Origin of the sequence: Paenibacillus sp. FSL R7-269 (genome assembly GCF_000517865.1) — a bacterium.
Classification (GTDB): Bacteria; Bacillota; Bacilli; order Paenibacillales; family Paenibacillaceae; genus Paenibacillus_AQ.
In genome coordinates this window covers 114,353-128,559 of the sequence record NZ_ASPS01000053.1, presented here as the reverse complement: position 1 = coordinate 128,559, position 14,207 = coordinate 114,353, and the positions used below count along the sequence as shown (strand labels likewise).

At 53.2% G+C, this 14,207-nt stretch carries 15 protein-coding genes; all 15 read left to right on the top strand.

Annotation, left to right across the window (positions count from 1 at the left end; genetic code table 11):
- Positions 1-18 precede the first annotated feature (18 nt).
- Positions 19-486, top strand: coding sequence for a 6,7-dimethyl-8-ribityllumazine synthase (gene ribH / locus C162_RS23125; protein ID WP_036698212.1), 468 nt, complete (start codon positions 19-21; stop codon positions 484-486).
- A 133-nt stretch (positions 487-619) separates the two neighbouring features.
- The gene (locus C162_RS23120) at positions 620-1,411 is read left to right on the top strand and encodes a segregation and condensation protein A (RefSeq protein ID WP_036698209.1); all 792 of its coding nucleotides are present in this window, start codon (positions 620-622) and stop codon (positions 1,409-1,411) included.
- Positions 1,380-1,976 carry an SMC-Scp complex subunit ScpB gene (gene scpB / locus C162_RS23115; RefSeq protein WP_036698207.1) on the top strand — a complete coding sequence of 199 codons (597 nt, stop codon included), beginning with the start codon at positions 1,380-1,382 and terminating at the stop codon, positions 1,974-1,976. The genes C162_RS23120 and scpB overlap by 32 nt, the downstream gene beginning before the upstream one ends.
- A 174-nt stretch (positions 1,977-2,150) precedes the next feature.
- Positions 2,151-2,849 (top strand): DUF2953 domain-containing protein, encoded by a 699-nt coding sequence (locus tag C162_RS23110; RefSeq protein WP_051493860.1) that lies wholly within the window; start codon positions 2,151-2,153, stop codon positions 2,847-2,849.
- Between the two features lie 80 nt (positions 2,850-2,929).
- Positions 2,930-3,424, top strand: coding sequence for a GerW family sporulation protein (gene ytfJ / locus C162_RS23105; RefSeq protein WP_036698205.1), 495 nt, complete (start codon positions 2,930-2,932; stop codon positions 3,422-3,424).
- A gap of 204 nt (positions 3,425-3,628) precedes the next feature.
- Positions 3,629-4,912 (top strand): D-alanyl-D-alanine carboxypeptidase family protein, encoded by a 1,284-nt coding sequence (locus C162_RS23100; RefSeq protein WP_036698203.1) that lies wholly within the window; start codon positions 3,629-3,631, stop codon positions 4,910-4,912.
- Positions 4,913-4,966: 54 nt separating this feature from the next.
- A complete protein-coding gene (locus C162_RS23095; RefSeq protein WP_036698202.1) occupies positions 4,967-5,638 on the top strand; it encodes a nucleoside recognition domain-containing protein in 672 nt (223 codons plus the stop codon).
- A gap of 6 nt (positions 5,639-5,644) precedes the next feature.
- Positions 5,645-6,178, top strand: coding sequence for a spore maturation protein (locus C162_RS23090; protein ID WP_036698201.1), 534 nt, complete (start codon positions 5,645-5,647; stop codon positions 6,176-6,178).
- A gap of 975 nt (positions 6,179-7,153) precedes the next feature.
- Positions 7,154-7,498, top strand: coding sequence for a peptidoglycan recognition protein family protein (locus C162_RS23085; RefSeq protein WP_036698199.1), 345 nt, complete (start codon positions 7,154-7,156; stop codon positions 7,496-7,498).
- Between the two features lie 20 nt (positions 7,499-7,518).
- The gene (locus C162_RS23080; protein ID WP_036698197.1) at positions 7,519-8,277 is read left to right on the top strand and encodes a pseudouridine synthase; all 759 of its coding nucleotides are present in this window, start codon (positions 7,519-7,521) and stop codon (positions 8,275-8,277) included.
- Between the two features lie 112 nt (positions 8,278-8,389).
- Positions 8,390-8,914: a thiol-disulfide oxidoreductase ResA gene (gene resA, locus C162_RS23075; RefSeq protein ID WP_036698196.1), complete on the top strand. Its 525-nt coding sequence runs from the start codon at positions 8,390-8,392 to the stop codon at positions 8,912-8,914.
- The gene (resB, locus tag C162_RS23070; protein ID WP_036698194.1) at positions 8,911-10,599 is read left to right on the top strand and encodes a cytochrome c biogenesis protein ResB; all 1,689 of its coding nucleotides are present in this window, start codon (positions 8,911-8,913) and stop codon (positions 10,597-10,599) included. The genes resA and resB overlap by 4 nt, the downstream gene beginning before the upstream one ends.
- The gene (ccsA, locus tag C162_RS23065) at positions 10,596-11,858 is read left to right on the top strand and encodes a cytochrome c biogenesis protein CcsA (protein WP_036698192.1); all 1,263 of its coding nucleotides are present in this window, start codon (positions 10,596-10,598) and stop codon (positions 11,856-11,858) included. The genes resB and ccsA overlap by 4 nt, the downstream gene beginning before the upstream one ends.
- 75 nt (positions 11,859-11,933) lie before the next feature.
- On the top strand, positions 11,934-12,650 hold the full coding sequence (locus C162_RS23060) for a response regulator transcription factor (RefSeq protein ID WP_036698191.1): 717 nt from the start codon (positions 11,934-11,936) through the stop codon (positions 12,648-12,650).
- On the top strand, positions 12,651-14,090 hold the full coding sequence (locus C162_RS23055) for a HAMP domain-containing sensor histidine kinase (RefSeq protein ID WP_036698189.1): 1,440 nt from the start codon (positions 12,651-12,653) through the stop codon (positions 14,088-14,090). It abuts the gene before it with no gap.
- Positions 14,091-14,207: the final 117 nt, after the last annotated feature.

Genomic DNA, 14,207 nt, shown 5'->3' with positions numbered 1-14,207 from the left:
GAAGGGTTGATGAGTAGCATGCCGAATTATTTTGAAGGACACTTAGTATCTGAGGGTTTGAAATATGGGGTGGTCGTAGGACGTTTCAATGAGTTCATTACCAGCAAGCTGCTCTCCGGGGCACTCGATGCCTTCAAGCGCCATGGCGCCGCCGATGATGAAGTGGATGTTGCCTGGGTACCGGGCGTATTCGAAATTCCGCTGATCGCCCAGAAAATGGCCGAAAGCGGCAAATATGACGCCGTTATCACACTGGGCACAGTCATTCGCGGATCTACAACACACTATGATTATGTGTGCAACGAGGTGGCCAAGGGCGTGGCGGCGATTAACCTTAAGACCGGTGTTCCGACTATTTTCGGTGTGGTTACGACGGAGAATATTGAACAGGCCATTGAGCGCTCGGGGACCAAAGCCGGCAATAAGGGCTGGGATGCAGCGACGGCTGCTATTGAAATGGCTAACCTGAATAAGCTGTTCAAATAATACGCCTCTTGACGAAAGACCGTAAGTCGTGCTTATTTATAAGTATGAGAAGAAAGCATGAACATAGATCTTTCTACTTGTGTAGCGTCCTTGCGGCGCTGCACTTTACTTTTTTTGGGCTGGAGGAAACCGCGTGACTGTATTGTACAAGCTGGAGACGTTCGAAGGTCCGCTCGATCTGCTCTTGCATCTGATTGACAAGGCGGAAATCGACATCCAGGACATTCCGGTCAGCGAGATCACCGAGCAGTATATGGAATTCCTACAGGGAATGAAGGAGCTGGAGCTGGATATTACCAGTGAATTTCTGGTGATGGCTGCCACTCTCCTGTCGATTAAGAGCAAAATGCTGCTGCCGAAGCCGCCCGTCATTGAAATCGAGGACTTCGATTATTATGAGGATGACGGCTATGATCCGCGCGCAGAGCTGGTGCAGCGCCTGATTGAATACCGTAAGTTCAAGAGCATCGCGGTGCATCTGCTGGATATGGAGAGCGAGCGCAGCCTGATTTTTACGAAGGAGCCTGAGGATCTGGGCCCCTTCGTTCCTGCGCAGACGGACAATACACTGAAGGGCCTGCATACCGCCGACCTGATCGCTGCGTTCCGCAAGGCGCTAAGCAAGGCTGCCCGGCGCACCTCGTACCAGCGGATCACCCGGGATGAGATCTCGGTCAAGGACCGGATTCGTGAGGTGTCTGAAGCCTTGCAGCGCAAAGGGACCGGCGGCAGAATGCGGTTCTCGTCCCTGCTGCATGAGGAGATGGACCGGCAGGAGATCGTCGCCACCTTCCTGGCTATTCTGGAGCTGATGAAGATGAAGGCCATTTACTGCTACCAGGAGAAATTATTTGAGGATATTGTTATGGAGTGGAGAGGGGGAGAGGATGCCAGTGGACTACAACACGCTGAAATCAATTATTGAAGGCCTGCTGTTTCTCTCAGGGGATGAAGGGCTGTCGGTCCGGCAGATTGCCGAGATTACCGAGCAACGGCCCGATCTGGCGACAAGAGCGCTGGATGATTTAAAAGAGGACTACCACTCGCAGAGCCGGGGTCTTCAGGTGGTCCAGATTGCCGGGAATTACCGGCTGGCGACACTCCCGGAGCATGCGCAGTATTTCGAGCGATTGGCTTATTCGCCCTCCAGATCCTCCCTGTCCCAGGCGGCGCTGGAGACACTCGCGATTGTGGCTTACCGCCAGCCGATCACGAGAGTGGAGATCGAGGAGATCCGGGGTGTCAAATCCGAACGGGCCATCCACACGCTGGGCAACAAGGATCTGATCCACGAGGTGGGCCGGGCGGAGGCTGTCGGGCGTCCAATTCTGTACGGCACCACCAAGTCCTTCCTGGACAGCTTCGGGCTGGCCAGCCTGAAGGAGCTGCCGGAGCCGTCGAGCTTCGATACCTCCGAGGGTCTGGAAGAGGAGACCCAGCTGCTGTTCAGTAAGCTGGACAGCCAGATGACCTTCGATGAGGTCGAATAACTGCAGCGTACCGCTGCTGTGATAGAGATGCCGTTGTCCCTTCGGGGGCAGCGGCATTTTTTCGTGGAAAATGGAGAAGTTTGCGAAATCACCGAATGTTATCCAGCCGTAATTGCCATACTAATCCAGAGGCTCCATGTTTATTATTCTAAAGTCTGCTTGGAGGTTAACCGTGTGACGTTATGGCTGGCAATACCCTTAATCCTGCTGCTGCTCGTTGTTCTGCTGTTCCTGCTGGTTCTGGCGTCATCGATTCATTTTCACTTTCGTGTGCGCAGACTGGGTAAGGATGACCGCATCGAATTCGACATCAAAGCTGTATATGGCCTCGTTAAAATTCATTATGAGGTGCCTGCGCTAGTCTTCCAGAGCCTCGAACAGGGAATTAAGCTCAAAGTGGAGAAGAGCGGAATCGCACCAGTGAAGCTGGATAGCGACAAGGAAGGGCAGGTCGATAAGGAATCTGTGACGCAATGGCTAAAGAATGTACGTACTGCGTTACATGCCACCCGCGGGCTGAAAAAATGGCTGAATGACACCCTGTCTCATATTCAGATCACCAAGCTGGACTGGTCCACAGACTTCTCGCTGGGGGAGGCTGCAACGACCGCCACGGCGGTAGGGGCCTTATGGGGACTGAAGTGGACGATGATCGGCGTGCTCTCCCGCATGGTCAGACTGGTGCATAAGCCGGGAATATTTGTGGCTCCTGTCTTCCGGGATCAGCCGTCTTTTGCAACAGAAGCCGTCTGTAGCGGCAAGCTGTCCGTCGGATATGCGCTCTATGCAGGGCTTCTGCTGCTGCGCCGAGTGTCGAAGGTGGAAGGTGGTCTGGGCCGGTGGAAGAAATTGCTCAGACGTGAACGCTCCTAAATAATCTACATACTCCAATCTATAGTGGGCAAGATAAATACTGCAGGTACATTTATATACACTCGAGGAGGAGACAAACAATGTCAGATCATCCGATTCAAGGTCTCATGCAGACCGCAATGGAGAATATTAAAGGCATGGTTGATGTAAATACAATTGTTGGAGATCCGGTTGAAACGCCCGATGGCACCGTCATTCTGCCAATTAGCAAGGTGACGTTCGGTTTCGCAGCAGGCGGCAGTGACTTCAGGGTGGAGGATGACGGTCCGGGCGTGAACAGCAGCGGGTCCGGCGTCAAAATGCTTCCCTTCGGGGGCGGCAGCGGGGGCGGCGTGTCTATTCGTCCGATTGCTTTTCTAGTCGTTGGCAGGGAAGGGGTACATATTGTGCCGCTGGATAATCAGACTCATCTGTTCGAGAAAATTATTGATGCCACGCCTACCCTGCTCGACAAAATTCAGAATATGTTCCAGCCCGGCATGGTTCCCGAAGCTTCGGACATTCCCGGCTCCAAGGTAACCAAAACCGTTGTAGAGACCGGGTCCGGCTCGTCTGACCATTCGTCAACACATTAGGGTACGTCAACGCATTAGAATACGTCAACACATTAGGATACAAGGAAATAACAAATTAGCCCCGGGATATCACCTTAGAAGGTGATATCCCTTTTTTGCCGGATGATGGAGGATAGGACATACCTGCCCTATGCCCCGCATACACTTGTACAACCAGGCAAGACTGATGAACCGTTGCGTAAGGAACGGATAAGAAGCCGGAGGATGAACATGAAGACATTAACCCGAAAATCTATGCTGTCCTTACTGTTGTGTGCACTGCTGCTTGCGCTGGTGCCGGTGTCTGCCGTTAGTGCAGAGAACCGTTCGATCACTACCCATGCCAGGGCGGCGGCGCTGATTGATGTGACATCCGGAAGAATACTGTACAGCAGCCGCGGGGATGAGCCGATGCTGATTGCCAGTCTGACCAAAATTATGACCGCCCTTGTGGCGATAGAGAACAGCGATATCATGTCGAAGGTCAAGGTCGGCAAAAATGCTTTTGCCAAAGAGGGTTCCTCCCTGTACCTGAAGCTGGGCGAGGAAATGACGCTGAAGGATATGCTGTACGGGCTGATGCTGCGCTCCGGTAATGATGCGGCAACGGCAATCGCCGAGCATGTCGGCGGCTCGGAGCAAGGGTTTGTCTACCTGATGAACGCGAAGGCGCAGGAGCTGAATTTGAAAAATACGCATTTTGCCAATCCGCATGGATTAGATGCAGAAGGCCACTTTTCCAGCGCGAATGATCTGGCTGTATTGACCGCATATGCGATGCATAATCCGGTGTTCAAGGAGATCGTAGCCACCAAAGAGAAGGCAGCGGACAATCCTTATGAGAAATGGGACTATAAATGGAGCAACAAGAATAAGATGCTGCGCCTCTACGAAGGAGCGGATGGGGTCAAGACGGGGTATACCAAAAAAGCGCTGCGCTGCCTGGTAAGCTCCGCTACAAGGGACGGGCAGCAGCTCGTGGCTGTTACGCTGAACGACGGAAATGACTGGAACGACCATGCCTCGCTGCTGGACTTCGGCTTCAACCATTATCCTCTGAAGACGCTGGTCGAGCGGGGCGAGGCCGTCAAAGGCTACAGTCTGGTGACCGGCAAGGCCTTCGCCTATCCGCTTGGTCAGGGGGAGGAAGCTAGGCTCGTCAACAAGCTGGTGCTTAGTGCAGATCCGCAGACTTCTGCGAATGGCAATGCTGCGGGTACGGGGAGTGCAGGTGCTGGTTCCAGTGTAAGTACGGATGCGGGCAGGGCAGGTGTAAATGCCAGCGGGAGTGAGGGCGATGTTAACTTCGGGCTCAGAGGTGTGATTATTTTACGGCTGGGAGATCAGGAGATCGGGCGGGTTCCGGTGTACACGCCTGGCCAGCTCCCGCCGGAGACCTCGCCGTATGTGAAAAAATATACCGCTGCGCGTGCCTCCGCCTACCCGGCGGGCAACTGGCTGCAGGCCTTCGGCAGTGCGCTGCGGGCGCTGTTTCACACGGGGGAATAGCGAAACCATTCTGTAAGATAGAGTATAAAAAATGAAGCGGGGGAGGGGATACCCATGTTAAATGGAATCTGGCTGGGGATGATTCTGATCGGGTTTGGCTTTGCGGCAGTTAACGGAAGGATGAACGAGTTCACCGCCGCCGTATTCGATGGTGCGAAGAGCGGGGTGACCGTCAGCTTCGGGCTGATCAGTGTGCTGGTGTTCTGGCTGGGCATAATGCGGATTGCGGAGGATGCCGACCTGCTGAAGAAAATCTCCAGAGTGCTGGGTCCGGTAGTCTCCTTTCTGTTCCCGGATGTGCCCAAAGGGCACCCCGCCATCGGCTACATTCTCTCCAATATGAGCGCCAACCTGCTGGGTCTGGGGAATGCGGCCACTCCGATGGGCATTAAGGCGATGCAGGAGCTGCAGACACTGAACCCGGATAAGGAGACCGCAACGCCGGCCATGTGTACCCTGCTTGCGCTGAATACCGCCAGCATCACCCTGATTCCGGCGACCCTGATTGCGATCCGGCTGAATTACGGATCGGCGGAGCCGGCGGCCATTGTCGGAACCACTCTGGCGGCGACGGCGGTGGCGACCCTGGCGGCGATTGCTGCGGACAGGCTGTTCCGCCGCCTGACTCTGCTCCGCAGGCCGCCCGGACCGCCGCCGGTCCTCAACACCGGGACAGGCCCGGCGAACGGGAGCGGGGCGCTCCCACAATCTTCGGTGAAGGGGTGAGCGTCCGTGTTACAACTGATCAGTCTGATCTCTGCCTGGGCGATCCCGGTCATGGTTACCTTTATTCCGCTGTATGCCTTCACGCGTAAGGTTCCGGTCTATGAATCTTTCGTGGAGGGTGCGAAGGACGGGTTCGGCACCGCCATTGCGATTATCCCCCATCTGGTGGGCATGCTGGTGGCCATCAGTGTGTTCCGCGCGTCTGGCGCGCTGGACTTCCTCATGGGCTTTGTAAGCCCTCTGCTGAAGGGGCTGGGTATTCCGTCAGAGGTGCTTCCGCTCGGTCTCCTGCGCCCGCTGACGGGCACTGGATCACTTGCCTATACTACAGACCTGATCCGCGTCCACGGCCCGGACTCCCTCATCGGTATGATTGCTTCTACTATACAGGGGAGCACTGACACCACGTTGTATGTGCTGACTGTGTATTTCGGCGCCGTAGGCATCCGCAACGGCCGCTATGCACTAAAGGTGGGCCTGTTCTCGGACATCGTCGGCTTTATTGCTGCGATTGCTGTTTGTCTGCTGGTGTTCGGGTAGCAAGGCAGGAGCAGGAGGTAGATGGCTAGATGGATAGGTGGATGAATGGATTTCCTCCACCTGATGCTGGACGAATGAGTGTTGTGGAAACAATAGTTGGAAAAAGGCTGCTTAATTAAACGTATTCTCGTCAAAGTAGTGAAAATAAACAAATTAAATGCCCTTTTCCCTTTGCTTCAGCTAACTTCCCCAAATCGCTTGAATTAATATACATTATTCCAACTGTTTTCCTTCAGGAGAGAGCAAATGGGTAATCGTGCACCTGATTTCAGGAAAAGTCGGCTGTATTAGGGAATGAGGGGTATTAATGCACCTGATTTCAGGAAAAGTTGGCTGTATGAGCGAATGAGGGGTATTAATACACCTGATTTGAGTAAAAGTCGGCCGGATGAGCGAATGAAGGGTATAAATACACCTGATTTCAGCAAAAGTCGGCTGTATGAGCGAATGAAGGGTATTAATACACCTGATTTCAGGAAAAGTTGGCTGGATAAGCGAATGAAGGGTATTAATGCACCTTATCACTTCCCTGGCAATCTGCCGCCGGTGGTGGTCCCCAAGCGCTGACCCGCAGCCGCTTGCCGCTTGTCCTACAGTCCTCACCCCCTTCCGGGAGGTGAGGACTGTTTGTTATTAGGTTTGCCCGTGCGTAGAAGGAGTAACGGAGAGGAATTTTGGAACTGTAGGAGCGCCAGCGTCCGCCTGAAAGCTTTCCTACGGAAAGCTCGCATCGTAAGCATAAGCTGTGTTGGAATTCTACTGCCGCTTGGCAGTCTAATCAAGGAAATCCAACTTTAACAGCGGCCGGAAGTCCAAACATTCCTCGGAGTTACGAATAGTCAACGCCTTTACCCTCTCTGGCCCCGCTCAAGCCCTGCTTTCACATCGCTCCCCAAACATTCTAACAAACATTCCTCACCGCCCGCCCCCCCACTTCATATGCTATTTCAGCAATACGGAGGGAGGACGACAAGGGTGGAGTACAAAGGCTTTATTCTGCATTATTCCCGCTGTCCGTCTATTAACGGCAAAGGCTTTGACTTCTGGGTCGGGCTGAACGGCTCAGTCTATGCGGCGCCGCTGCTGACAGACCCGGAGCATATTCATATATGCCTTGAGGGCAACTATGGGGAGGCGAAGCAATTGCCCCAGTTGCCGGAGCGCCAGCAGCAGCTGTTCGCGGCGGGGAAGCTTATACTGGAGCTGTCCGGGCGCTATGAAATATCGCCGCTTACGGTGGAATCGCATAGCGAGACTTGCCCCGGCGCATTTTTTCCGTGGAATGATCTTGTGATTTATGCCTCTGATGGTTATCATTAACCTGAGGTGAGTAGTCGAAAATGGAAAGATTACAGAAAATATTGGCGCAAGCAGGTGTTGCGTCCAGACGCAAATGTGAAGAAATGATTTTGGCCGGTAAAGTGGAAGTCAACGGGGAACTCGTAACTACGCTTGGCACGAAGGTGGACCCCGCAACTGATATTATTAAAGTCTCGGGCAGACTGATCCGGGGCGAGAATAAAATCTATATTATGTTCAACAAGCCCAAAGGTGTAATTACAAGCGCCTCGGATGACAAGGGCCGCAAGGTAGTAACGGATTACCTGAAAGGAATTACAGAGCGTGTATACCCTGTAGGCCGCTTGGACTACGATACCGAAGGGCTGCTGCTGCTGACGAATGACGGTGAGTTTGCCAACCTGCTCACGCATCCGAAGCATCATGTGCCGAAGACGTATCTGGCCACGGTCAAGGGTGTGCCGCACGGCACAGCGCTGGACAAGCTGAAGGCTGGCATTAAGCTGGAGGACGGCATGACCGCTCCGGCGGAAGTCGAATACAAGGATATCGATGAAGCCAGTAAGGAAGCGGTAATCAGCATCACCATCCATGAAGGCCGCAACCGCCAAGTCCGGCGGATGTTCGAGGCTGTGTCACATCCGGTTATCCGTCTGAAGCGCATTTCCTTCGGGGATATCATGCTCCAGAATCTCAAGCGCGGCTCTTACCGCCATTTGACCAAGGATGAGATCAATCATCTGCAGCAAATTGCCAAAGCGGGAATGCTTCGGGATAATCAGACACGCAAAGACACATAAAGTTCACAATTTCCCCTCCTAAAACTGTGACAATATTCGTTATAATGTTCATAGGATGTTCACACCTTACAACTAAAGTAATGAGTTGCGTCACAGAAGGGGGTACCCCTGTATGGGCAAAGCCAGGAAGCCAATCCAAATCGTGATACTATTACTAATCGTTCTGCTTGGGGCTTATGCCATCAGCTCCTCTGTGTTCGGGGGAGACGGCAAGCCTCAAGAAGGCGGGAAAGCGCCTAATTTTGAATTGCTTGGGCTGGACGGTGCGACCCATACGCTGGAGGAATTCAGAGGGAAGTCGGTTGTACTGAACTTTTGGGGCTCCTGGTGCGCACCATGCGTGAAGGAAATGCCTGCCCTCCAGGCGCAGTGGGAGAAATGGAAGGACCAGGGTGTTGTAGTCTTAGGCGTGAATGTGGGCGAGGATCAGATGACGGTGGACAATTTCGTGAAGCTCGTGGATATTGATTTTCCGGTTGTGATGGATAAGGGACGTGATGCGGTCCGCAGCTATGGGGTCTCCCCACTGCCTACCACCTTCTTCATTAATACAAAGGGCAGGGTGGACAGCATTCATATCGGCCAGCTGGATCTGAGCTCGCTTGACGAGCAAATCGGGAAGCTGGTGGAACCATGAGTAAGCATGAGCCGCTGATCAGCAACACCAAATGCGAATGCGGTCATCAGAATCCGGTAGGAACGGTTCTCTGTGAAGCCTGCGGCAAGCCGCAGGATGAGAAGGAAGAGAACGCCTCGGGGAATCTGGAGATGCGCTACGATGGGGTGGCCCGCCGTTCGGAGCGGGTAAGTCCGGGAGTGATCGATAAGGTCTGGAACTTTTTTTCCTCAGTCAAAATCGCCATCTACCTGATTGTATTGACGCTGCTGGGTGCGATGCTCGGTACGATTTTTCCGCAAGAAAGCACCTTTCTGAATATTGATGCTTCAACCTATTATGAACAAACGTATGGAACAGCCGGGAATATATATTATAGACTCGGCCTTTCGCATACCTATGAATCCTGGTGGTTCGTGACGCTGCTGGTCATGATCGGAGCTTCTCTGGTTATCTGCAGCCTGGACCGCGTGCTTCCGCTCTACAAGGCGCTAACCCGGCAGAAGATCCGCAAGCACCGCCAATTCCTTACCCGTCAAAAGCTTACGCTGAATACAGAGGTGGAAGGGGAGCCGGAGGAATGGGTGGCACGGATCGTTCAGCCGCTTCAGAAGAAAGGATACCGCGTGCGGACGGAGGGCGGCGCATTACTGGCCGAGAAACACCGTTTCAGCCGCTGGGGTCCTTATGTAATACATATCGGCCTGATTATATTTTTACTTGCTGTGCTTGCCAGGGGACTTCCGGGTCTGAATATGGATCAGCATCTTGCCTTCCCGCAGGGAGAGGCAGTACGGATACCGGACACCAGCATGTACCTGAAGAATGAGAAGTTCACAGTAGAATTCTATAGTGAAGAAGAGATGCCCGAGGAATTCCGGGGCAAGAAGGTTCTCCCTAAGCTTTACGAGACTAAGGCGGTTCTTTATGAATGTACGGCGGACTGCAGCGATCCCTCCAAGGAGCCTCAGCTTGCGGAAGTTGCCCGGCACGACATTCAGGTAAATTCTCCGCTGAGCTACCAAGGAATGAAAGCGTATCAGTTTGACTATGATCTTACGCCTGTGCTGCGTTCCGTGCAGCCTGATCTCGTCAATGCTTCAACCGGTGAGAGCTACGGCAAGTTCAGACTGGATATGAAGAATCCGCAGCGCAGCTTCAAGGCGGGACCCTACACCCTTGAGCTGAAGGAGAAGTATATGGATTTCGGATTGAATGAGGAAGGCCGTCCGGTCTCTACCTCCCCTTATCCGAACGCTCCGGCGTTTCTCTTCCTGATCCGTGGTCCGGATCTGCCGGCAGAGGGGCAGCAATATTTCTATTTCCCGAAGCAGGTGGACAAGGAGCGCTTCCAGCAGGCGGCCATCAACGATAAGCTTGGAGGCGGCACACGGTTTCTGGAACTTGAGGTGGGGAGTATGACGGATGTGGATTTCTCGGAATCCACCACCTATCTTAATATCCGTGTGGACCGGGCAATGCCGTTCGTCTGGGTGGGTGCGGGTATTGTCATGCTGGGGCTGATACTCGGCTTCTATTGGCAGCATAGACGCATCTGGCTGATCGTTGAGGGCGGACAGCTGGTGCTTGGAGGCCATACGAACAAGAACTGGTTCGGCTTCCGCCGTGAGCTCGTTTCTATTCTGGAGCAGATAGACATGACAGTCGATGACAAATCATTGGACAACGGAGGAGGCATGGCATGAGCTTGCTCGATTTCAGCAGTGACGTCTTTATAGCCGCATTCTTCTTATACAGCGGTGCCTTCATGTTGTTCACCATTGCCATTATGGGCCGCAAATGGTCAGGCAGGAAGCCGGAGGAGCATACGGCACGGTGGGGCAGGGTTGCTTTTATCACCTCTTCACTCGGGCTGCTCTGCCATCTGGCCTACTTCATTACCCGCTGGATGGGGGCCGGTCATATTCCGGTCAGCAATATGTATGAGTTCATGACCTTCCTATCGATGATGGTGATGGTTGCCTTTACGGTGATCTTCGCCATCTACCGCAAGATCATTCTCGGGGTATTTGCGGTTCCGATCTCCATTGTTGTGATGGCCTATGCAGCGGTATTTCCGCAGGAAGTACAGCCGCTCATTCCTTCGCTGAAATCGATCTATCTGAATATTCATGTCACACTTGCTGCGCTTGGGGAGTCCTTCTTCGCGGTAGGCTTTGCCGCCGGGCTGATGTATCTGCTGCGGACAGTGAAATTTGACAGCAAGGAACGGAGTGACCGTAAGCAACAGCGGCTGATCGAATTTACTCTGTTCTCGATCATTGTTATAATTGGGTTTCTTGGATCTGTATTTGCCTTCCGCGGTGCGGGCTATGAATCTGTTTTTGTCCGTTCGAACGTTACGATTGACAGCCCCGGGCAGGAAGATAGTACAATAGAGAAAGTGAGTTATAAAATGCCGCCGATTGTGGCACCGTACCATAGCGAAATTGAGAGCTTCCAGCCGTTTCTTGGGCTTCAGAAGCCTTTGTTTCAAGCACCTTCCTGGATGAATGGCGTCAATGCAGGACGCAAGTTCAACACCGTGATCTGGTCACTGCTGTCCGGACTGCTCTTGTATGGACTTCTTCGGCTGGCCGTGCGTAAGCCGCTTGGGAAGGCCCTACATCCGGTGCTTGATGGAATCGACGAGAATGATCTGGATGAGATTACCTACAGGGCAATTGCCATCGGGTTCCCGATTTTCACACTGGGGGCTTTGATTTTTGCAATGATATGGGCCGAGGTGGCATGGGGCAGATTCTGGGGATGGGACCCCAAGGAAGTCTGGGCACTCGTCACCTGGCTGTTCTACAGTGCTTATCTCCATTTGCGGCTGGCCCGCGGATGGCAGGGACGCAAATCCGCTTGGCTCGCTGTACTCGGCTTTCTAATCGTAATGTTTACCCTGGTCGGCGTTAACCTGGTTATTGCCGGACTTCATTCATACGCGGGAACAGACTGATAAGTTCGGGTTTCTCCGGGCGCGTATGATCCAAGGTGACGTTCTACTGTAATTGATGAAGGGGTTGTTGTGTAAATGGCTGATCACTTGAATAGAATTCTGGTGGTGGATGACGAAGAACGCATCCGCCGCCTGCTCAAAATGTATCTTGAAAAAGAAGGCTATGAGATTGATGAGGCAGAGGACGGGGAAATTGCCCTGCGCAAAGCAACCGCTAATGACTACGGCCTGATCCTGCTGGATGTGATGTTGCCGGGAATCGACGGCATTGAAGTGCTGACCAGACTCAGAGGAGTGAAGTCCACACCGGTCTTAATGCTTACCGCTAAGGGTGAGGAGATCAACCGGGTGCAGGGCTTTGAGATGGGGGCAGACGATTATGTCGTCAAGCCATTCAGTCCGCGCGAAGTGATCTACCGGGTCAAGGCGATTATGCGCCGTTCCTCTGCGACAGCATTTCTGTCTAAAGAGAGCAATTCGAGCAACAATATCGTGTTCCCGTTCCTGATTATTGAGCATGATGCACACCGTGTAAGCGCAGGCGGCCAAGAGGTAAGTCTGACACCCAAGGAATACGAGTTGCTGCATTATCTGGCGATCTCACCGGACAAGGTATTCTCGCGTGAGGAGCTGCTGAAGGATGTATGGAATTACGAGTTCTTCGGGGATCTGCGCACCGTGGATACCCATGTCAAGCGTCTGCGTGAAAAACTGAATAAGGTATCCCCGGAATCGGCAGCGATGATTACAACGGTATGGGGAGTAGGCTATAAGCTTGAGGTGCCTAAATAAGTGAACTTCTGGAGAAGTCTTGTCGGTAAGCTGTGGATCACGATCATCTTTCTGGTTGCTGTCGTGCTCATTACACTCGGGCTGTTCCTGCTGCCTTACATCGACAGTAATTTCACCAATTCCGGGGCAATCAAGCGCTTGTTCATGTATACGTGCATGATCGGATTCTCTCTGACCACATTCTTTGCCCTATTCCTGTTCACGAAGATCACTCAGCCGATGCAGCAGGTTATTGAAGCAGCGAATGATATCCGCCGCGGCGAATATGGAACAAGACTGACCCTGGTCACGAGCGATGAGATCGGCCAGCTTGCCACATCGTTTAACCACATGGCGGAAGAGCTGGAAGAGAATATACGCAGTCTGAATAATGAAAAAGGGCATTTATCCAGCGTCCTGCGCAGCATGAGCGATGCGGTGATCACCTTCGATATCGAAGGCCGGATCATCCTCACCAATCCGCATGGGCAGACCCTCCTCGAAACCTGGAGTGATCTTACCTGGGAGGAAGAAGAGGATAACGGACTTGTTCCGAAGGCCTCTTCTTCCAATGAAGTGCCGCCGCCGCTGCGTCCACTATTCTTCAGCACCCTTGAGGACGGGGGCGATCAGCGCTCCAATGTTCATGTCCGGCAGGGGGTATGGTCGGTGCACATGGCACCGCTATATTCCGAAGATCATCTGCGCGGAGCCGTTGCCGTTCTGCGTGATGTGACGGAGGAGGTGCGTCTGGAGAAGATGCGGCGAGATTTCGTAGCCAATGTATCTCATGAGATCCGCACCCCGCTCTCGATGATGCAGGGCTACAGTGAGGCTTTGCTGGACGGAATGGCCTCCTCACCGGAGGAGAGCAGCGAGCTGGTTCAGGTTATTCATGATGAATCCTTGCGTATGGGCCGTCTGGTGAAGGATCTGCTGGACCTGGCACGCATGGAAGCTGGGCATACGGATATGCTTAAGGCTCAGGTCGATGTGGGAGAATTGCTGGAGCGGGTATACCGCAAATTCTCCGTCAGAGCCAAGGAACGAGATATTATGCTTGAACTGAAGCGGCCCGAGCAAGAGCTGCTGCTGGGGGCTGCCGATGAAGATAAGCTGGAGCAGGTACTGACCAATCTGCTGGATAATGCCTTCCGCCACACTCCGGCTGACCGGAGAATCTCCATTCTGGCAGGCACGGTAGTGCTGGAAGGCAGAAGTCTGGTGGAGATCGCGATCAGAGACCAGGGGGCCGGAATCAATCCCGAGGATCTGCCGTTTATCTTCGAACGCTTCTACAAAGCGGATAAAGCCCGCCTGCGTGGAGAATCGGGCGGTACGGGACTAGGGCTGGCGATCGTGAAGAATATCGTCGAATCGCATCACGGCAGCATTTATGCCTCCAGCAAGCTAGGAGAAGGCACCACATTTACCCTGCGGCTTCCTGTCGAAAAACAGTAAACTAAGAGCATGCATGACAGCGCCTCTGAGAGCAGAGGTGCTTTTTGTTGAAATCACCACATTAATATTGTTCATCGTGAAACATATATTTCAAGCTAAGGCTTGCAGGAGGCTGGG